Origin of the sequence: Acidisarcina sp. (genome assembly GCA_035539175.1) — a bacterium.
Classification (GTDB): Bacteria; Acidobacteriota; Terriglobia; order Terriglobales; family Acidobacteriaceae; genus JANXZS01.
Map to the genome: position 1 here is coordinate 151099 of DATLIY010000003.1, position 20804 is coordinate 171902.

The window sequence follows — 20804 nt, forward strand, 5'->3', positions numbered from 1 at the left end:
CGTGAATGTGCAACTTTGGGCTATCAGATTTCTCTTCATTCACCAACAAGGAGAAAGACCGATGAAAACGCTTGCTCTTATAGTGGCTCTCTTCGCCGCTGTCTCTGGCTGGGCACAAAATGGGAGTCCAGATGGAGCACGGCCCGGAGGTGCCCAACCGCCGACCGAGGCTCTCAATGGGAAACACAGGAATAGTTCCGGACCTCTTGCTTGGGTAAGCTCCGACATCAACCCTAAGACCCTCTTCTGGATTCAGGGAAGGTTCGTGCCCGCTGCTGATTCCAACTATCAGGGCCATGCAGAGGTTGTAACTATCCTGTGTTCGATTCGCGAATACGAATGCCTCGAAATTGAGAGCACTAGCCCGCTCGTCCGCGGTGAACAGGTCTGGATTGCAGATTTCAAGCCCGCCAGCTGGGACAATACAGGGATTCTGGCAACCACCCGCTCGCTCGACGGCTGCACGGACGAAACGCTGAAAATCCATTTCTCTCCACCGTCCGTGGTCTTAATCAACTCGCCCGTGCTACCGACGTCCGAGAATTGCAAAAAAGTCAACAACTCGTGGGATACACTTCTGCGCAAAAGCGGCAGCGGGATAGCGGCACAGATGGAGGAGGATATGCTTGTCCCTACGCGGGGGCCGTTTCCATTTCAGGATATCGATTCTGAAGTCGAGAGAGTTCCTACATCTGCTCTGCAGAAGAAGCCTTGATCGTCCTTCGTGCGGCCGGACAGCAAGACAGTGCTTGATGGTCTGCTCTATCAACGGGAGGCATAAGGCCGAAAGAAGAGAGCCCTGCGCGGCGATCCGTCCTGCAGGGCTTTCGTGTTCTCAGGTGAATGCTAGGAGGACACCGCGACGGCCATCTCCATCTCCGCATAGGGAAGCATCGCGGCGCCCAGCAATCCCGACTCTGGGCCGAGCAGAGCGGGAACGATCTGGGTACGTTGTGGATCGACGTCCTCTTCGTTGCGGGGGGCTGTGAGCCGGTAGATATAGCTATCGCGCAGAAGGACGGAAAACATGGTTGGCGCAAACAGATGCCAGGAGCTTGCCAGCCCACCACCGATGACATACAGGGGAAGATTCAATGTATTCACCAGATGGGAGAGGCTGATACCGAGGAATTTGCCCACCTTGACGTATACCTGACGAGCACCCTCATCTCCAGCGTCTGCCAGTTGCGCGACGTTGTGTGCCGAGATAGATCCAGTAGTAGCAAGGATGCGGGCAATTTCTTCCGACTGTCCGGCTTCGGCTGCTTCCTTTGCCATTCGGGAGACGGCGGTAGCGGAGGCATACTGCTCCAGGCACCCTCGTCCACCGCAGCCGCATAAAGGGCCGTCATACTCCAGCGGGCCATGGCCTGCTTCTCCGGCCATCCCGGCCATTCCATGCCACACTCGCCGATTGAGGATGATTCCGTTGCCGACGCCGGTTCCCAGGGTTAGCATGCAGAGGGAGTTGACTCCGCGCTGCTTGCCGGAGCCGTGAAAAAGCTCGGCCAGGGCCGCGGCATTGGCGTCATTCTCAATGATGACAGGCATGCCCAGCACCTTTTCAATCTCGATCTTGAGTTCAAAACCGTCCCATCCAGGAAAATTCGGCAGGTGGTAGAGTTTGCCGGAGGGTAGCTGCAGCGGACCGGGGCTGCCTACGCCGACGCCCACCAGTTCCAATCTGCCCCGCAGCTTGCGTGCGATTTCGTGGATTGCGTTGCACATGTCCTGTACAACGGCATACTTTCCCGCCTCAAGCCGGGTCGGGATCGCGACGCTTTCGAGCCTCTCCTGAGCCCTTGTATACGCTGCGATCCGCAGGTTTGTGCCACCAAGATCTACCCCAATTGAAAAGCTATTCATAGAAAGCCTTTTGCTTCTGCCAGACTATTAGTTTTTTAACTGCCCATTAGACAGCATATTCCTCATATATGACTTTTTAATGAGAAGGCGCGGGGCCTTTTCATCGTCTTCTGACCCGCAAGCTAAGCCAAAAGCACTTTCTATTCATCGGCGTGACTGGCAAGGACGATGACGCCGTCACGAGGCGGTAGAGAGATGCTTTCGCTAGTTGCGCAGCTATTGAGGAGTTGTTCCGTTAATTGTAAGTCCTGCGCCGGAAGCGAATGGAAGACAGGTGGAAACCGGGGGAGAAACTGGGGTTCGCTGCGGGAAGGGTGATAAAGCAGGTCCTTCGCTTCGCTCAGGATGACAACCTGGCGGGCGGAAACCGGAAGAGAACGCTTCGCTCAGGATGACAAACAAGGGGGCAGTGAGTTTCCGCGGCGGTGGGAAGCAGGTCCTTCGCTTCGCTCAGGATGACAAACAAGGCGGGAGGAAACTGGAAGAGAAAACCAGGGGAGAAATCTGGGGGAGAAAACTGGGAGGTCTAGAATGGTTCCGATTTTGGTTTATCCAGCAAGTGGAGGCTGTAAATGTCGAATTCAAAACCAGTTTCTGCGATCCCGCGGAAGATTCTCTCTCCGATTGACTTCAGCGCTCCTTCGACGACTGCTCTTGCCACGGCTACGGATCTTGCCAGGCATTTCCATGCAGAACTCGTCCTGGTTCACGTGATACCCATGCTGCCGCCGGTGAGCGGCGCGGACTTCTTTAAGGAAACCGAGTATATGCGCGAGTTGCAGCGGGATGCGGAAGGGAGGCTCCGTGCCATGCTTGCGCCCATTCTTGCCAGCGGAGTCACGGCGGAATCCGTCGTCGCCGTCAGCGGAGATACCGCTGGAGAGATTCTGCGTGTCGCAACCGCCAAGGATATCGACATGATCGTTATTGCAACCCACGGCATGACCGGATGGCGTCCGATGATTTTTGGCTCAATTGCAGAGAAGGTCGTGAAGCTGGCGCACTGTCCCGTGCTCGTGATCCGTGCGCCCAACGCTTGATCGCCTGGGCCCGCCGTTTCCGGTTATTGTCCCGGTAATCGGTAACCTGGGTTAGCAGAGACCTGCGAGTGCATCAGGGGGGCCTGCGCGTTTCCTTCTCAGGCCCCTTGCAGTACGTGGAGCGTCGTTGCTTTCTTCAGGCTTGCGGCTGGCTGGTGATAGCCCTTCGGCACATAGGAGCAGCAGGGCTCTTCGGAATGCGGGTTTCCCGTTAGAGCATAGGCCCGCGACCGGGATCCGCCGCAGATCTCCTTAAACTCGCACGCGCCGCATTTCCCCTCCAACTGGGAGGTGTCCCGCAGGCTCTTGAACAGCGGCGAATCGCGGTAGATCGTCGCCAGACTCTGCTGGCGGATGCTCCCGGCAGACATAGGCAGAAATCCGCTGGGGAAGACCTCTCCCTTGTGGGAAATAAATACGAATCCCTTGCCGTCGTTCAAGCCGCGAGGAGCGCGCCCAATAGTGTCCAGTGCTTTTGCGTGATCCTCGGAGTCGCTCACTCCCGCCTTCCGTTCGCGCACGCGCTGTTGCAGGGCATAGCGTCTGAAATGCTGCGCTTCTGTGGTTTTGATATCAAAGGACGCCGTCTTGGAGAGGCTGTAGAGTCTTGCGAAGACCTCCTCGAATTCATCGGCGCTCAACAGGTCGTTCAGCTTTCCGCGTCCGGTGGGCACCAGGAAGAACACACTCCAGAGAGTGATCTTCAGGTGCTCCATCAGACTCACGATCGCGTCGATTTCTCCAATATTGCGGCGGCTGAACGTGGTGTTGATCTGTACCGGCAGGCCGATTTCGTTGGCCCAGCGAATGGCATCGAGCGTGCGCGCGAACGACCCTGACATTCCCCGAAATGCATCGTGCGTTTCTGCGCTGGCGCCATCCATGCTGACGGCAAGCCTTGCCAATCCTGCTTCTTTCAGGCGAACAATGATCTCCCGGGTCAACAGGGGGGTTGCGCTCGGCGTCAGGGATACGCGGACACCCACCTCCCGCGCATGGCGGATGAGCTCGAAGAGATCCGGCCGCTTGATCGGATCGCCGCCCGTGAGCACGAAGACCGGAACCTGCAGGCTCGCGATCTGGTCGATCAACTGCTTCCCCTCTTCGGTCGTCAACTCGGAGGGATGGCGTTCGGGCTGCGCCGAGGCGCGGCAGTGGACGCAAGCCAGATCGCAGGCTTGGGTAACCTCCCATATAGCTATGAATGGGCGCTCATCAAAGTTGGTGGTATGCATCAGCGGGTTCATATCCACCATAAGACTGCGATCTGCGCTGCCGCGCAGTGACCAAAGTCGCACACTGATAGAATTTGCGGGTGAGCGCTGAACGCATGGATCTGGCTGCCGTCCTGCAAAGGACACCTTTATTGTCGAGTCTGTCTCCTGCCGAGCTGGGATCGCTGGCCGCCCGGACGGTGAGGAAGTTGCTGAGTGCAGGGGAGTTGATCTTCTCCGAAGGCGAGCCCTGCAACGGATTGCACATCATCGCTCGCGGAAAGGTCAGGATCTTCAAGACCTCCGTGAGCGGACGCGAGCAGGTGCTTGCTGTGAATGGTGCGGGCGAATCCATTGCCGAGCTGCCCGTCTTTGATGGCGGCCCTTTTCCCGCCTCCGCGGTCGCGTTGGAGGATACCGAGATCGCTTTTATCTCTCGCCGCGATTTTCAGGCATTTTGCCGGGAGCACCCCGAGGTTGCCCTGAAGGTGCTTGCCGTCGTCGGTGGCAGATTGCGACGCCTGGTCGGCATTATTGAAGAGCTGTCTTTTACTACGATTCGCCAGCGTCTCGTCTCTGCCCTGGTGCGCTTGGCCGAGAGCGAAGGCAGAAAGACCGCTCGCGGTATCGAGTTCCTTCTTCCTGCCAGCCATCAGGAATTGGCGAATCAACTCGGAACTGTGCGTGAGCTGGTTTCGCGCAACCTTACCCGTTTGCACGCGGAAGGGCTACTCGATGTAGATGCAAGGCAGATCATTGTGAAGGATCTGAAGGGGCTCCACTCACTGCTGGATGGTTCCCAGTAATTCCAGCAATCCTGAGTGACATAAGTTACTGCTGAGAACCAGGCATCCGGCTACGGTTGTAAGTGGAGAGCATCTTATGTCCGCCACTGTTATGTCCGCCACTGCCACGCAAACGCTTCGCGAGATCGCCGCTGAACAGCCATCCGCCGTGAATCTCTTCGCGCGATTCGAGATCGATCTATGTACGCTCGCAGATAAGTCGCTCGCTGAGGCCTGCTCCGAACTAAGCCTCTCGCTCGACCAGCTCTTGCAGAAACTGGACGAGGCGAAAGCTACGGAAAACGGCACCGCTGCCGCTATCGATCCATCCACGCTCTCCCTGACGCGCCTCATCCAGCACATCGTACGCAGACATCATCAGGGCGTTCGGCAAGAGCTTCCGGAACTCCTTCGGATGGCGCACAAGCTGGTGGAAAGGCGCGCGGAGGATTCTCCCGAGTTGAGGCAGATCGAACAGTTGATTGAACAACTGCACAGGGGCTTGCTCAAGCACATCGGCAAGGAGGAGCAGGTCCTCTTCCCAGTGATTGCCGACATGGAAGAGAACTCGACACTTGGCTCCCCCTCTCTGCACTCCCACTTCAAAACGCTGACTCACCCTGTCTTTGTGATGGCGCAGGAGCATGAATTCACCAGCGCCGTGTATGCCGAGATGCGAAGAGCGACGAAAGACTTCGAACTACCCGCCGGAGCGTGCACAACCCATCAGGCGCTGTTCGAAGGCTTGCGCCGATATGAAGTCAATCTGCGAGAGCATATCCGCCTGGAAAATGACTTTCTGTTTCCGCGCGCAATCGCTATGGAAACAGAGCTGCAAGGCCGGAGGTAGCCGTGACCGCAACAGAGCAATCCACTCGAAGCGTACCAGGCGAGCAGGAAAACGTCGCCCTGGCTGCAATCGTTCGCGAACGGCGCAAGAGCCTGATGCTGCGCGCGTGGATCGTGAGCGGGCTCTTCTTTATGGCGCTGCCGGGAACGCTTATGGGCTTCTCGAACTTGCTGGCGATCAGCTCCCATCACGGGCTCGCGTCGCTGCCAGCCTCGTGGATTGAAGGCCACGGGCATGCGCAGGTCTTTGGCTGGATTGGAAGCTTCATCCTCGGCATTGGCTTCTATTCGCAGCCATCCAAGGCACAGCCCACAAATAGGATTCCGCTGACGTCTTTTGTATTGTGGACCTCAGGGGTAGCACTGCGATGGGTGGGGAACATCTACGGCTGGCATTGGCGAATTCTGCTGCCGGTGTCGGCTGCCTTTGAATTTCTCGCGGTGCTTCTGTTTCTGAAGGCGGCACTGCAACACAAGCTTCCCGATGCGGAGGCCGGCAAACCGCGCGAATCCAGGATGGAAGTGTGGATGATTTCCGTCATGGTCGGGACCGCAGGGCTGGTTGCATCGGTTATCTTCAATCTCATCGAATGTGTTCAGCTTGCGATTCAAGGTTCCCTGCGTTCCTTTCCTCATGCTCTCGACCAGAAATACCTGGTGCTTCTGGGGTGGGGATTCCTGGTTCCATTTGTCTGGGGATTCTCCGCACGCTGGCTGCCCACTTTTCTGGCGCTTGCGAAACCCAATGCTTCCGGATTGAAGTTGGCTCTGTTTCTTGACCTCGCTGGTGTGCTATGCGGCGCAAGCGGCTGGACACCCCTTGCGACGATTCTGCTGGCCACAAGCGCGATTGTCGTATGTGCTGCGCTTCATCTCGCCGAGCGACCCAGGGGACACGCAAAGGTGCAGGGAATCCATCCAAGTTTTCCGGTGTTTATCCGCATCGCGTATGGCTGGCTGGTGATCGCAGGCGGGCTGAGTGTTGTGGCTGCATTCGCTGACCATCACGGCGGTTTCTGGGGTGCCTCCCGCCATGCACTTACGGTTGGATTCGCCGCCACGATGGTCTTCGCCATCGGGCCGCGCATTCTTCCTCACTTCGGTGGCGTCTATGCGATCTTCAGCAAGCGCCTCATGTTTCTCAGCCTTCTTCTGGTGCAGACAGGATGCACGCTCCGCGTGTCCTCCGAGTCGCTGGCGTATGAAGGGCTGGCCTCCTTCGGATGGAAGGTCCTGCCTCTCTCCGGAGTTCTGGAACTGACCGCAGTGCTTCTCTTTGCGATCAATCTTTCACTTACTTTCCTGGCGGGCCGCTCTACCTTTGCGCAGAACAGTTCTCAGCAAGCAAAGGTTGCTTAGAGCAGCCTGCCTGTTGCTGGTATCGCGACATAGCAAGCAACCGGAGCAGACCTTTCGTCTCAATATATATCGTGATACGATATATCAACGATGACGAAGATAGATGAAGAGAATGCGTGCTCGGCTCAGCAACTCCAGGTGCTTGCTGAGTTCCGTCACGAACTGCGGAGGTTTTTGCACTTCAGCGAACAGGCAGCGGCTGAGGTAAACCTTCAGCCCCAGCAACATCAGCTTCTGTTGCAAATTGCGGGTGCGCCGGAGGGAGTGGCGCCAACCGTGGCTTATGCAGCAGAGCGCCTCGGGCTTCGCCACAACAGTGTGGTGGAGTTGAGCAATCGCTGTGAAGAGGCTGGTCTGATCGTTCGCCGTCAGGATCCGCAGGATCATCGCTGCGTATTGCTCTGTCTAACTCCGCACGGGCAGCACATCCTCGCGGATCTATCTGCACACCACGCGCGTGAGCTAAACGAATTTGGTCCCCGTCTCATCCAGGCTTTAAAGCGCATTCAGGCGATGGACAAGCCGAATCTGAAAAACACAAAAAAGGCGAGCGCATGAGATCTGAGCCTTCAGTACTACGTGACTTTACGGTCGACGGACGGGTTTGGATTATCTCGGCCATCGCTATCGTGATTGGTGCAGGAGCCACTCTTCTGGCGGTTGTGCTCTTGCGATTGATTGGCCTCGCAACCAATCTCTTCTATTTCCATCGCTTCAGTACGGCGCTGGTATCTCCCGCTGGCAGCCCGCTTGGCTATTGGATGGCAGTGGTTCCAGTGATTGGTGGTCTCTTGGTTGGACTGATGGCCCGCTATGGCTCGGAGAAAATTCGCGGCCATGGAATTCCTGAGGCGATTGAAGCGATCCTTCTGCATCGGGCCCGCGTGGACCCGAAGATCGCGATCCTCAAGCCAATCTCTGCTGCAATCGCTATTGGCTCAGGAGGACCGTTCGGTGCGGAAGGCCCAATCATTATGACGGGCGGAGCCTTCGGCTCACTGGTTGCCCAATGGATCCATCTGACCGATGCCGAGCGGACAACGCTGCTGGTGGCGGGCGCGGCGGCGGGTATGTCGGCTACTTTTGAGACTCCTCTTGCCGCGACCATGCTGGCGGTGGAGCTGCTGCTGTTTGAATGGCGACCGCGCAGCCTTGTACCCGTCGCACTTGCGAGCGCCGTCGCCGCAATCCTGCGAGTCCACTGGCTGGGTGCTGGGCCTTTATTTCAAATGCCGGCGATCCATGGCGTTCGCACGGTTTCCGTTGCTATTGGAGCGCTCCTGCTTGGCATGATTGTCGGGCTCGCAGCCGCTGTTCTAAGCCGCATCATGTACGGATTTGAAGATCTGTTTGGCGCAATGCGCGTGCATTGGATGTGGTGGCCTGCGATTGGCGCAGTTGGCATCGGCATTGGTGGGCTATTCTTTCCGCGCGGTCTTGGCGTGGGCTACGACAATATTGCCGAGTTGCTGCGAGGGAACGCATCGACGGGTCTGATAGTAGGCATCCTCCTTGCGAAGTCCCTCATGTGGGCGTTCTCGCTCGGGTCCGGAACCTCTGGCGGTGTGCTGGCTCCGCTGCTCATGATCGGCGGCGCAATTGGCGCTATGGCTGGACATTTTGCGCATGCCACCACTGAGGCGCAGGCATTCTGGGCCCTGCTGGGTATGGGAGCGATGCTGGCGGGCTCGCTGGGTGTGCCAATTACCGCGATGCTCTTCAGCCTGGAACTGACGCATTGTTTACCGGCGTTGATGCCGCTGATGCTGGCCTGCATCGCAGCGTACCTGGTGACGGCACTGGTGATGCCGCGCTCCATCCTGACTGAAAAACTCAGCCGACGAGGGTATCACCTGACGCGCGAATATGGCGTCGATCCGTTAGAGCTGATTATCGTGCGGGAATTGATGACAGAGATCCAGGCGCCCGAGAGCGCCGACACAAATGATCTTCCCGAGCAGTACGTATACGCGGATACTACCTGCCGCGGCGTTGCGGAACAAATGGCGACGGAAGGAGTGACCCGCCTGCCGGTGGTCGACCGCATGACACATGCCGTGTGTGGCACGGTTACGCTTGAAGACCTTCTCCTGGGGCGTCGCAAAGCGGTGACGCGGGAGCAGGAGCGCCTTCGCCTCTTCGGGAGCCTTGTTCCGGCGAAGGACGAGTAATCCAGGAACCTCCTCCTTCGCCGTTGTGCTGCCTATCGACCAGAAAACTGCTACTTCTGCTGCTACAAATCTGTTGTGTGCTCCACGGCGAAAAGAGTATCTACCACAACCCATCCATAAAGGAGCGTATGCGACGCTAAAGATTCTTCCTGTGACTTAAGTCCCTGCATCGCTGCCAGCCTACGTTTTATGTTGCAGATAGCACTGGCAACGAGCAACCTTTATGATCTGCATCAACACCTCTTCTATCGCCGTCATTTTTCGGGCTCCTGATCTGGGAGCCATATCGGGCCGCTGGGTCTACCTCGCGCTGTTTGCGGTGAACCTTGCTCTTACAGCTTACTTCGGCCCCACACTTTCCGCGCGCACCGAACGGCGCGCCTCTCATCCATCGTCGAGGAAACATCATGTCCTTTAAGCGTCATTGGCTGGCTTTGGCCATCGTCATCCTTGCATCATTCGCCGTTCTTGGAGGAGTCGGGCGGCAGATGATCAGCGAAGCTCCACCACTCCCCGATGTATATAGTACGGACGGGCAACTACTCTTTACTGGCAGTTCCATTACCGATGGTCAGGGAGTCTGGCAATCGATCGGTGGTCAGGAGATTGGCACGGTATGGGGCCACGGCGCCTATGTTGCTCCTGACTGGAGTGCCGACTGGTTGCATCGTGAGTCTGAGATCCTGCTCAACATCTGGGCGAATCAGGCGGGAGCCGCAGACTTTGCATTGTTAAACCTGGATCAGCAGGCTGTTCTGAAGGCTCGCCTGATTCGCGTAATGCGTGCCAACACCTATGACAAGGCTCAGAACCGCGTCACGATTGGTCCGGAGCGCGTGGCAGCGTATCGGCAGTTGTCGAGCTACTACGCGAACGTCTTCGCCAATGGTCGCAAAGAGTACGCGATTCCTCAGAAGGCTTTGACGGATCCTGTGAAAGCGCGCCAGATGGCGAACTTCTTCTGGTGGACCTCCTGGGCTGCAAGTACCGAGCGTCCTGGCTCGGCCACAACATACACCAACAATTGGCCACATGAGCCGCTGGTGGGAAATCAACCTACCTCCGGCGCGATCCTGTGGAGCGTGATCAGCTTCGTACTACTGCTAGCGAGTATTGGCGGGCTTGTCTGGTGGTACTCCTCGCAGGAGAAAGCTGTAAGCCACCTCGTGCTTCCGAAAACAGACCCATTCCTGGGGATGCAGGCAACACCATCGCAGAAGGCAACGATGAAGTACTTCTTCGTCGTAGTGATTCTGTGGGGTGTGCAGATCCTGATGGGTGTTATCACTGCGCACTATGGCGTTGAAGGCCAGGGATTCTATGGATTCCCGCTGGATCGATATCTGCCTTATTCCATCACCCGCACCTGGCATCTGCAGATAGCTATCTTCTGGATTGCGACCTCGTGGCTTGCTACGGGATTGTATGTGGGACCCGCGGTTACGGGCTATGAGCCAAAGGGCCAGCGCATAGGCGTCAATATACTTTTTGCTGCGCTCATTCTTGTCGTTGGCGGATCGCTTGCGGGAGAGTGGTTTGGCATCCAGCAGAAGCTCGGCAACCTGTGGTTCTGGTTCGGAAGCCAGGGATATGAGTATGTGGACCTCGGGCGCTTCTGGCAGATACTCCTCTTTGTTGGATTGGTTCTATGGCTCTTCCTGATGGGCCGCTCGCTGAAGCCCGCACTGGTCAAGCAGAGTGAGGATCGTTCTCTGCTGATTCTCTTCCTGGTCTCCAGCATCGCTATCCCACTGTTCTATGCCGCAGGGTTGATGTATGGGCAGCGTTCGCACCTGGTTACCGCCGAGTATTGGCGCTGGTGGGTTGTTCACCTCTGGGTCGAAGGCTTCTTTGAGGTATTTGCAACTGTGGTGATTGCATTCCTGTTCACCCGGATGAAGCTTATCGAAATCCGTACCGCGACCAAGGCGGTCCTCTTTTCCACGACGATCTTTCTTGCTGGCGGAATTATTGGAACCTTCCATCATCTCTACTTCACCGGGGCATCGGCTGCGGTAATCGCGCTGGGCGCTGTCTTCAGTGCGCTTGAGGTGGTTCCGCTGACGCTGGTTGGATACGAGGCATGGGAGAATATCCGGCTTACACGAGCCACCGAGAAGGCTCCCTGGATTGCGAACTACCGTTGGCCAATCTACTTCTTTGTCGCTGTATCTTTCTGGAACCTGGTGGGCGCCGGGGTGTTTGGCTTCCTCATCAATCCTCCAGTAGCTCTGTACTACATGCAGGGGCTCAACACGACTCCGGTGCACGGACATACCGCGTTGTTTGGTGTCTACGGCATGCTTGGCCTTGGGCTTACGCTGTTCTGCCTGCGCGCAATGCGTCCGGCGAGACCGTGGAAGCAAGGGGCGCTCAAAATGTCCTTCTGGTGCATCAATCTTGGGTTGGCGTTTATGGTTCTGTTTAGCATGCTGCCAGTGGGCCTGCTGCAGGTCTGGGCGTCGATCCAATACGGCACATGGTATGCGCGTTCTGCGGAGTTCATGCAGGCCGGACCCATGAATACCTTGCGCTGGCTGCGCGTTCCGGGGGATATCCTGTTTTCCATCGGAGCCGCCGCATTCGCCTGGTTTGTTCTGGGACTGCTTACCGGGCACTCGTTCGACAATCGCGGGGATGGTGAGGTTGCAGGCCGTTCCAGAGCTGCACAGGATGAGTTGGTAACGGCAGGCGATTAATCGTTCAGGAAAAATAACGAACTGTCTTTTCACCAGGAGTGCGCCGTCACGAGGTTGTGGCGGCGCATTCCTGCATTTGTGCTTTTGGGGCTATATGGGCGGAGTGAGCTTCAGCTATTGATCTGGGCGGATCGCAGCCATTCTTCCATAACTTTATGGTCGACCAGACCGGCCTGCTGCTTCACCAGATGGCCGCCATGAAAGACAGCGAAATTGGGGATGCCGCGCACATTGAATCGCCCGGCAAGCTCGGGATACCGCTCCGTATCTACCTTGAGAACAACTGCATGGCCGGCCATATCCGCAGCCACTCGGGCAACCTCGGGAGCCGCCATTCGGCACGGTCCGCACCACGCGGCCCAGAAATCCACCAGCACCGGCACGCGGGAATCTCTAACAATCTCATCGAAGAGTTCGTTGTCGACCTGTAGAGGCTCCGCGAGCGGAGGTAGGGGAACCTTGCATGCGCCACAGCGGCCTGTGTCTGCAAGATGGCTGGAGGGGATTCGATTCTTCTGCTTACAACTCTGGCATACACGAAGTACTGGCATGGATACCTACCGTAAACTCTTTAGGAGATAGGATGCAATCCGGTTGCAAGTTTGGATGGCCACGCAATTCACACTGAAAATACCAGATTCCGAGGCAAGCCGGCTCGGGAATTCCCGTGCCGGTTCCCCCCTTCAACACAGCGGTACGTTCGCGGCAAATCACAATTTCTACACGCGACTCTTTGGACCATCTTTCATCCAGGCATCATTCGGATAGACCTTGTCTACATTTTCCGGAGTCACCAACTGGTGTTGCGTGAAGATGGCTGGAGCTACGGGCCTATGGTTGAGGATGTCGTTGGCAACTTCAATCAGGCGCGCCCCGTAGGTCTCAGGAAAGTAGGCGACGGTGCAGACCAGCCGCGTTGATGCGCTTCGCATCGTTTCCCTGGCCTGAAAGCTGGCATCCTGACCGACGATCGCACACTGCTGTTCGAGGCCGACCTCCCGAAAAGCCTGCAACGCAGCCAATGCGGTGGTGTCATTCACCGCTCCAATAAGCGTACGGCGAGGCTTGCATCGGCGAAGGTGTTTCCTCATCACATTCAGCGTAGCTTCAAACCTTCCGCCCTTCGTATCGTAATGCTGGTTGGGGATCGTTTGCGCTATAGGCAGGAGTTCGCAAAGACCGTCGACCACTCCGCTGAGGCGCGTATTCAGCAGGGATCCGGCCGCGTCGACACCGAGAAGAATCAGTTGCTCGGCATGCCCATTCCAATTCTTTGTCGTCCACCGCGCAAGGTAGCGGCCGGCCATGCGCCCTGCCTTGTAATTATCCGCACCGAAATAGACCGCGCCGGGATGTGGAATATCGATGGCGATGAAGGGTATACCCGCATCCGAAAATTTTGCCGCAATCTGGGCTGCTACGCTCACATTGATCTGCGAATCAATTACCAGGTCGACCCGTTCCGCAATGAATCGATCCGCATTCTGCAAGGCTGCCGTCGCGCTGAATTTATTGTTCAGGACCAGCAGGTCCATGTTGGCGGCGCTGGCTGCCGATATCAAGCCATCCGTAACCGCGGCGGTGAAGGGCAGAAGATGGCTCTGTGACGCATAACCAATGCGAAAGCGCTTCACGCGCGTGGTACGGATGCGCGAGCGGTATCCCTGTTTGCCTGCCCGTTCCAGTATCCCTGTCTCTACAAGCGTCTCGAGGATTCTGAAGGTTGTGCCTTTGTTCAGGTGGACCTTTTCGGTGACGTTCCGCAGATCGAGAACTTCGGAGGTAGACGCGAAGGCGTTCAAAACCGAAACCGCGCGAACTATGGATTGGATCGTATAGGAGCGTTTGCGCTCGGGGTACTGTGCGTCGTCGTGTTCCATACAGCAAAACAGTCTATCACTTCTCAATTGGGGCGTCGCCATCCCCCAAATTGGGAAGAACCCTGTATCAATTCACTCTTTTTCTTCGGACTTCCGACAATAACGTTTTGTCAGGTAAAACGTACAACCTCATCCGCTTTCACTGTAGCCGACCGCTGTACACGGTGCCTATGATTCCGGGTGTCGATATGCGGTCCAAGTGGAAGGGGTCAGTGAAGAGATCTGAAATCAATATTGCAATTGCTTCTGCCATCGAATTTTTTGCGAGACATCAGTTTGCTCTTCCTCCTTTTGCAAGCTGGACTCGCGAGACATGGGCAGAACTGGATGAGGTGAGTGAATTTGCCAGCCGCGAACTCGGTTGGGATGTCACGGATTTCAATTCAGGAAATTTCGAGTCTATTGGATTGACTCTTTTTGCACTCAGAAATGGCATTCCGTCCAAGGGAAATCAATGCATGTATTCGGAAAAGATCATGCATGTACGCGAGCGGCAGGTGACGCCGCTGCATTTCCACTATAGGAAGACGGAAGACATTATTAATCGAGGCGGCAAGGGGACGGGAGACCTGGCGGTGCAGCTATATAACTCCACTGCTGACGGTGGTCTTGCCGATACTCCGGTTGTCGTAACCTGCGACGGGTTTCGCCGGCATTGCAAGGCTGGCGGAACGATCTTCCTTCGCCATGGAGAATCGATCACAATTACTCCCCGGCTCTATCACACCTTCCACGCGGTAGGCGGACCGGGCTTGATCGGCGAAGTGTCAACGTTGAATTCGGATAGCAACGATAATCACTTCTTCGAGCCTATCCCTCGATATCCTGAAGTTGTGGAGGACGAGGCTCCGCTTCGCCTCCTCTGTACCGAATACCCGGTTCCGCAGCAGTTAGCTTCTCAGCGCGTTACCAATTCCCAGGAGACCAATGGAAAAAACTCTTGAAGCCAAGCTGGCGCTTCTGCGCGCGAAGCCACACAGCGATACCTTTATTCTGGCCGATGCCAAGGATGCAGACATGGCCTTTGGTATCGCTGCTCCGGGGAAGCGAAATGATGGGCGGCCTCGATCTCTGGCGGAGTACCGCGATAAGATTCGCGAAATCGTTGCCCAGGGACTGGTTGACATTACGCTGATGTCTGCCAGTACCTCCGAGCTGCTTACGATTCAGGAGCGCATCTTCGATCGCTCTGCTGTGACGCCAGCGGTGAGAGCCAATGACACGACCGATGTTCACGTCATTCGTGGGGCGCAGTATCCTACTGCTCCCTCCCGGCCCTTCGCGTCAGCAACCATAGAACATATTCAGCATGGAAAGCTTTCTCCGAATGCAGAAGAGAGAAATGCCGGCGCGAATCTCGGTTTGTATTCGGTAACGTTTAATAACGATCCCGAGCGCGATCTGGCGACGATGGAAGCGTATAAGGCGTTTCGCATCGATGCGGAGAAGAGTGGATTCCATCACTTCCTCGAAGTCTTCGGGCCGAATGTCCCCGCTGAAGTGCATGGGCTTTCCGATGAGATGATTCCGTCATTTCTGAACGATCATATTGTTCGGCTCCTCGCCGGAGTACCTTCAAAGGCGCGGCCACGCTTTTTGAAGATTCCGTACTATGGCGCTGCGGCGATGGAGGAAATATGCACCTACGATCCATCGATGATTGTGGGTGTGCTGGGGGGATCGGCGGGAACCACGCATGACGCGTTTGCGCTTCTGCATAGCGCCAAGCAGCATGGCGCCCGAGTTGCTCTTTTCGGCAGAAAAATTAATGTCGCCGAGGATCAGCTGTTGTTTGTCGAGTATCTTCGTCATGTTGCCGACGGCGAGATCCTGCCCGCGGAGGCGGTGAAGGCTTATCACTCCGAGCTCAAGAAGGCCGGCATCGCTCCCCATCGTCCGCTGGAGTTGGACTTACAGCTCACGACCGCAATTCTGAATTACGGAAGCGCCAGCTGAGTCGATGAGTCTGAACTGCAGCGCGTAAAAAGGACCCGGATGGCAAAGCGTTACGATGTACTTTCGGTCGGCGTCGCAGCGGTGGATGACATGCTCTATGTCTCCGACTACCCGCGGCCCAATGTAAAAACGCCGCTCACCGCGGTGGAGCGGCATGGCGGCGGCCCGGCGTGCACCGCGGTTGCCGCCGTGGGGACGCTCCAGGGCCGGTCCGCATACATTGCGCGCTTTGGCGACGACGAGCTTTCGACTTACATCAAGTCAGGACTGCTCAGGCGTGGCGTTGATACTGCGCACATCATTCACGACGCAGATTCGGCGCCCTACCATAGCTTCATCGTCGTCGATCGTGTGGGAAGCCGCAATGTGTTCTTTGACGCTTCCATGTTTAAGCCGATAGCGGGCGAGGATATTCCAGAATCACTCATACAATCCGCAGAGATCGTTCTTCTCGATCACGTAGCGGATCCCGCATTGATCCAGGTTGCAGAAAAGGTCAGGAATCTGCATGTGCCCATCCTCGGCGATATTGAAGGGCAGACGGAAGACGCGCTCCGCATGGCGAATCTTGCGGATTATCTGATCGTGCCGGAGGAGTTTGCCTGCTGGGCAAGCAGTACGACGAATCCTCGCGAAGCCTGCGCCGGCTTGTCGCGAACCGGGCGCCTGGCCACGGTTGTAACCTCCGGAGCGGAGGGATGCTATTACAGCCTCGGATCCGATGCGACGATTACGCATGTTCCGGCATTTCCTGTGCAGGCGTTTGACACGAATGGCTGCGGAGATACGTTTCACGGGGCGTTCGCGCTTGGCATCGCCCGGGGCTTTTCTCCGTGGGAGGCGATAACATTTGCATCCGCCGCGGCTGCCATCAAAGCGTCTGCCGCGGGAGGCCGGCAAAGAGGCTGGGATGCGCTTCCTACGTTAGAGGATATTCTTCGTTTCCTCGGTTCGCTGCAGCGCGGTTCCGTTCCAGCAGAATTGCTGAAGAAGATTGCTGACCTGCAACTGGTGGCAACCAGCTAGCTTCCGTACGTGTAGCTGGCTGCGTATACAAGATTCAACACTGCAATGTTCCATCTTTCGTTTCAAAGGAAGGATGCTTCATGAGGATCGCCCCAATCGCTTTGCTTGTGCTCGCCGGTTTCGCTTCTGGCTGCTTGCACGGCATGGCTCAAACGAAGGCTGCAACTGCTCCGCTGAAGCAGCAGCTTCCCTGGATGAATCCCGTGCTTGACCCCGACACTCGAGCGGATCTGGTGATTCATGAGATGACGCTCGACGAGAAGATTCAGTTGGTTCATGGAGAGGGCGGCGTAGGGTATCTTCTCTCCGGGGCAACTCTCCCGAAGGGCCACAATCTTGGTGCTGGCTACGTCCCCGGCATTCCCCGGCTGCGCCTTCCAGACATCAATCTCGCGGATTCTGCCGTCGGTGTGCGCATGGGCGCTTTGCAGAGTCGATATGCAACCCTGCTTCCCTCCGTCCTTGGCATGGCTGCTAGCTGGGATACGACGGCTGCCTATTTGTACGGCTCTGTCATTGGCCGCGAGCTGCGCGACCAGGGATTCAACATGTCGATCGGAGGGGGCGTCAACCTGATTCGCGAGCCGCGTAACGGCCGCAATTTTGAGTACGCAAGTGAGGATCCCATTCTCTCCGGCGTTATGGTCGGCGAGCTGGCCCGTGGCCTCCAATCCAACCATGTCATGGGAGATCTCAAGCACTACGTGCTGAACGATCAGGAGACCGGTCGCGAGTCTCTCAACGCGGTTCTCAATCCACGCGCTCTTCGCGAGACGGATCTGCTTGCGTTTCAGATTGCGATCGGCATCGGCCAGCCGGCTGGCATCATGTGCTCCTACAACCGCGTCAATGGAGATTATGCCTGCGAGAATGATTCCAACCTGAACCATGTCCTCAAGCATGATTTTGGCTTCAAGGGGTGGGTTCTATCGGATTGGGGGGGCACGCACAGCACGGTCAAGGCTGCATTGGCCGGACTCGACCAGGAGCAGGCAGGCGGCTGGTACTTCGGTGCTCCGCTCAAGGAAGCCGTGCTTAAGGGGCAAGTTCCGCAGAGCCGCCTGGATGACATGGTGCATCGCATCGTTCGCAGCATGTTCGCGAACGGCATCGTGGATGACCCACCCGTTCGCCGTGTTGTCGATCCCTTCCGCGGTCGTGATGAGGCGCAGAAGATCGAAGAAGAGAGCATCGTCCTGCTGCGGAACGAGGGCAGCATTCTTCCGCTCTCCCGCGAACGCATTCGCAGTATTGCTGTGATCGGTGGGCATGCAGACGTTGGGGTTCTATCCGGCGGCGGCTCGGCCCAGGTGGACCCGCCCGGAGGCAATGCGATCGATCCGGCACACAGCACTCCGCTCTGGACCGATACGCCTGTCTATTTCCCATCCTCGCCGCTGCGCTGCGTGCGCGAGTTGGCGCAACCGGAGACCACGATCACCTATGACAGCGGAGCTGATCTGGCGAAGTCGGCCAGGATCGCCGCCGCCGCCCAGGTGGCTCTCGTCTTTGTAGACCAATGGATGGCCGAAGGTCACGATGCAGAGACTCTGAGCTTGCCCAATCGGCAGGATGATCTTGTCACCGCCGTAGCAGCCGCCAATCCCAACACGATTGTCGTGCTGGAGACTGGAGGCCCGGTCAAAATGCCGTGGGCTCTCCAGGTAAAAGGAATTCTCGAAGCATGGTATCCGGGAATCGGGGGCGGCCAGGCTATCGCTAATGTGCTCTTTGGCCGCACAAATCCATCGGGAAGACTCCCGGTTACATTTCCTGCTACGGAAGCTGACCTCCCGTACCCGCAAGTCACGGGTCTGGCCGGTCTGAAAAAGAACCAGGGCGTCGATGGTAAAAAAGCATCCATTGTGCCGGAAGGCTTCACCCTCGATTACAACGGAGAAGGTCTAACCCCTGGGTATCGCTGGTTTCAAGTGAAGAACAAGCAGCCTCTGTTTCCGTTTGGCTTCGGACTCTCTTACACGCGCTTCCTCTATTCCGGGCTTCAGGTGGATCCTGCGGCAAAGTCGGTGAGCTTCGATCTCCGCAACGGTGGCGATCGCCAGGGGGATGAAGTTGCGCAGGTCTACGTAACGCTGCCCGCGAAATCCGGAGAGCCCTTTCGCAGGCTGGCCGGGTGGAGACGGGTTAGCCTTGCTCCGGGAGAGAGCCAACGCGTCGATATCCCTCTTAACCCGCTCTATCTTTCTATATTTTCCGTGGAAGACAACGCGTGGCATCGTCTCGCCGGTGAGTATGTGGTGGAGGTAGGCACCTCGTCCGCAAACCTGCCGCTTCATGCGTCGCTAGTGCTATCGCAGGCTGCGCCGGATGACTTGAAACCGTAACTTGTTGGTAAGGAGAAATAATTCTATGTGTGCAAAAGTATGGCGGGCTGGTAATCAGCAGCGTCTACGCAGGGGCATCCATCTTGCAGCCGTATGTCTGCTGGCGATGCTTGCTCCGTTGCCGGTTATCGCTGAAACGCCAGCAAACGGCCACTGGGTGGGGAGCTGGGCGAATGCACCCTTTGCCCAAAGCAATTCGCGAACGCCGGACTTCGCGGGCGCAACATTCCGCCAGATTGCGCACAACACGCTTGCCGGCAAGTCGCTGCGCATCCGGTTTACCAATGAGTTTGGGACCGAGCCGCTGGAGATTAGCGCCGCGCATGTTGCCATCAGCGCAGGTCACGGCACTATCCAGCCGGAAACGGATCATCCGGTTACCTTCAATGGCAAACCGTCGATCATCATTCCCCCCGGAAGCATTGCGTTGAGCGATGTTGTAGCCATGGCTACGCCGCCATTTGCGGATCTTGCGATTACCTGCTATTTCCCATCGCAGCAGATCGACGTCGCCTCCTTTCACGGAGAGGCGGACCAGACGAGCTACCTGCAAAAAGGCAACTTCATCGGAGCGGCAAAATTCGATTCGCCAGTGGAGCTTACTTCCTGGTACTTCCTTAAAGGGGTTGACGTAGAGACCACTGCGGAGAGTGCCGCGGCGGTAGTGACCCTGGGTGATTCGATTACGGATGGCGTTCATTCATCGCTCGATGCAAACCGGCGCTGGCCGGATATTCTCGCCCACAGGTTGCAGTCCAATGAGAAGACATCGAATCTTGCCGTGCTGAACGCGGGGATGGGTGCCAACCGGCTGCTGCATGACGGAACTGGCCCCAATGCGCTGGCCCGTTTCGATCGCGATGTGCTGACGCAATCCGGAGTGAAGTACGTCATCGTGCTTGAGGGCATCAACGATATCGGGCGTCTTGTCCGCAACAACGACCCCGCCGATGCGGTGACTGCGGAAGATATGGAGATGGGTCTACAGCAGCTGGCCGCACGCGCGCATGACCACAACATCAAGATCTTCGCGGCTACGATCACTCCATTTAAGGGCGCTGGATATTACAGCGAAAAAGGTGAGGTGGTTCGCGGAGCGCTGAATCAATGGATCCGCACCAGCGGCGTGTTTGATGGAGTCGTCGACTTTGACAAAGTCGTTCGAGACCCTGCAAACCCGCTGATGCTTTTGCCAGCGTATGACAGCCATGACCATTTGCACCCCAATGACGCTGGCTATAGTGCAATGGGAAATGCAATCGATCTCAGCTTCTTTCAATAGCCCCGACGACCGAGCGATGTACGTCGACGAAATTTTCGTCAAAGGGGGAGTTGGGCAGTGCTACGATGCGCTTACCAACTCCTTCGTTTACGCAGGGAATACGCTGGAACGAGTCTGGGATGGAGAGCTCCTCCCAGCAGATGCCGGTGCGCCACAGTTGTGCGCGGGCTGATTGTGTTTTATCAGGTAAGACGAATTTGTCTGGGATCCAGAGATAGCTCCTTAGAGTGAAGGTGGCATGCGTTGCTTTGTTTTGGAGAAATATCAGGGGATCCTGGCAGTTTAGAAAGTGTTCGCTCTGCGCTGCTGGAGCCTCCTATAGGTCTGTTGCA

Annotated in this window: 18 protein-coding genes; 14 read left to right on the forward strand and 4 right to left on the reverse strand. The window is 56.9% G+C overall.

Translation table 11 applies throughout. The annotated features are described in order from the left end of the window. The first annotated feature begins 61 nt into the window (after positions 1 to 61). Positions 62 to 715 (forward strand): hypothetical protein, encoded by a 654-nt coding sequence (locus VM554_00940; GenBank protein ID HVJ06926.1) that lies wholly within the window; start codon positions 62 to 64, stop codon positions 713 to 715. A 131-nt stretch (positions 716 to 846) separates the two neighbouring features. Here VM554_00940 and VM554_00945 read toward each other — a convergent pair whose 3' ends face one another. Further along, entirely contained in the window at positions 847 to 1866 is a 1020-nt protein-coding gene (locus VM554_00945) for an ROK family protein (GenBank protein ID HVJ06927.1), read from the reverse strand. A 572-nt stretch (positions 1867 to 2438) separates the two neighbouring features. On the opposite strand from VM554_00945, the gene VM554_00950 reads away from it, so the two are divergent. Further along, positions 2439 to 2906 (forward strand): universal stress protein, encoded by a 468-nt coding sequence (locus tag VM554_00950; protein HVJ06928.1) that lies wholly within the window; start codon positions 2439 to 2441, stop codon positions 2904 to 2906. 98 nt (positions 2907 to 3004) lie between these two features. Here the strand turns inward: VM554_00950 and VM554_00955 are convergent, their stop codons facing one another. Further along, on the reverse strand, positions 3005 to 4162 hold the full coding sequence (locus VM554_00955; GenBank protein HVJ06929.1) for a TIGR04053 family radical SAM/SPASM domain-containing protein: 1158 nt from the start codon (positions 4160 to 4162) through the stop codon (positions 3005 to 3007). Between the two features lie 59 nt (positions 4163 to 4221). Between VM554_00955 and VM554_00960 the strand changes: the two genes are divergently transcribed. The 7 genes from VM554_00960 (at position 4222) to VM554_00990 (ending at position 11983) form a co-directional block, all read left to right on the forward strand. After that, positions 4222 to 4926, forward strand: coding sequence for a Crp/Fnr family transcriptional regulator (locus tag VM554_00960; protein ID HVJ06930.1), 705 nt, complete (start codon positions 4222 to 4224; stop codon positions 4924 to 4926). Between the two features lie 76 nt (positions 4927 to 5002). Further along, positions 5003 to 5755: a DUF542 domain-containing protein gene (locus tag VM554_00965; protein ID HVJ06931.1), complete on the forward strand. Its 753-nt coding sequence runs from the start codon at positions 5003 to 5005 to the stop codon at positions 5753 to 5755. Positions 5756 to 5757: 2 nt separating this feature from the next. Continuing rightward, positions 5758 to 7113: an NnrS family protein gene (locus tag VM554_00970; GenBank protein HVJ06932.1), complete on the forward strand. Its 1356-nt coding sequence runs from the start codon at positions 5758 to 5760 to the stop codon at positions 7111 to 7113. A 90-nt stretch (positions 7114 to 7203) separates the two neighbouring features. Next, positions 7204 to 7671 (forward strand): MarR family transcriptional regulator, encoded by a 468-nt coding sequence (locus VM554_00975; protein HVJ06933.1) that lies wholly within the window; start codon positions 7204 to 7206, stop codon positions 7669 to 7671. Then, positions 7668 to 9284 (forward strand): chloride channel protein, encoded by a 1617-nt coding sequence (locus tag VM554_00980; GenBank protein HVJ06934.1) that lies wholly within the window; start codon positions 7668 to 7670, stop codon positions 9282 to 9284. The genes VM554_00975 and VM554_00980 overlap by 4 nt, the downstream gene beginning before the upstream one ends. Before the next feature lie 223 nt (positions 9285 to 9507). Beyond that, a complete protein-coding gene (locus VM554_00985; protein ID HVJ06935.1) occupies positions 9508 to 9702 on the forward strand; it encodes a hypothetical protein in 195 nt (64 codons plus the stop codon). Then, positions 9692 to 11983: a nitric-oxide reductase large subunit gene (locus VM554_00990; protein ID HVJ06936.1), complete on the forward strand. Its 2292-nt coding sequence runs from the start codon at positions 9692 to 9694 to the stop codon at positions 11981 to 11983. The genes VM554_00985 and VM554_00990 overlap by 11 nt, the downstream gene beginning before the upstream one ends. A 110-nt stretch (positions 11984 to 12093) precedes the next feature. Here the strand turns inward: VM554_00990 and VM554_00995 are convergent, their stop codons facing one another. Both VM554_00995 and VM554_01000 read right to left on the reverse strand, forming a co-directional pair. Further along, a complete protein-coding gene (locus VM554_00995; protein HVJ06937.1) occupies positions 12094 to 12534 on the reverse strand; it encodes a thioredoxin domain-containing protein in 441 nt (146 codons plus the stop codon). A 168-nt stretch (positions 12535 to 12702) separates the two neighbouring features. Next, positions 12703 to 13863 (reverse strand): substrate-binding domain-containing protein, encoded by a 1161-nt coding sequence (locus VM554_01000; protein HVJ06938.1) that lies wholly within the window; start codon positions 13861 to 13863, stop codon positions 12703 to 12705. Between the two features lie 212 nt (positions 13864 to 14075). Here VM554_01000 and VM554_01005 point away from each other — a divergent pair, with 212 nt between their 5' ends. From VM554_01005 to VM554_01025, 5 genes are all read left to right on the forward strand, one after another. Then, positions 14076 to 14807: a D-lyxose/D-mannose family sugar isomerase gene (locus VM554_01005; protein HVJ06939.1), complete on the forward strand. Its 732-nt coding sequence runs from the start codon at positions 14076 to 14078 to the stop codon at positions 14805 to 14807. Then, positions 14791 to 15819 carry a hypothetical protein gene (locus VM554_01010; GenBank protein HVJ06940.1) on the forward strand — a complete coding sequence of 343 codons (1029 nt, stop codon included), beginning with the start codon at positions 14791 to 14793 and terminating at the stop codon, positions 15817 to 15819. The genes VM554_01005 and VM554_01010 overlap by 17 nt, the downstream gene beginning before the upstream one ends. A 39-nt stretch (positions 15820 to 15858) precedes the next feature. Then, positions 15859 to 16845, forward strand: coding sequence for a PfkB family carbohydrate kinase (locus VM554_01015; protein ID HVJ06941.1), 987 nt, complete (start codon positions 15859 to 15861; stop codon positions 16843 to 16845). Positions 16846 to 16925: 80 nt separating this feature from the next. After that, positions 16926 to 19190 carry a glycoside hydrolase family 3 C-terminal domain-containing protein gene (locus VM554_01020; protein ID HVJ06942.1) on the forward strand — a complete coding sequence of 755 codons (2265 nt, stop codon included), beginning with the start codon at positions 16926 to 16928 and terminating at the stop codon, positions 19188 to 19190. Between the two features lie 25 nt (positions 19191 to 19215). Further along, complete coding sequence (locus tag VM554_01025) at positions 19216 to 20472, forward strand: SGNH/GDSL hydrolase family protein (GenBank protein ID HVJ06943.1); 1257 nt, start codon at positions 19216 to 19218, stop codon at positions 20470 to 20472. The last annotated feature ends 332 nt before the right edge of the window (positions 20473 to 20804 follow it).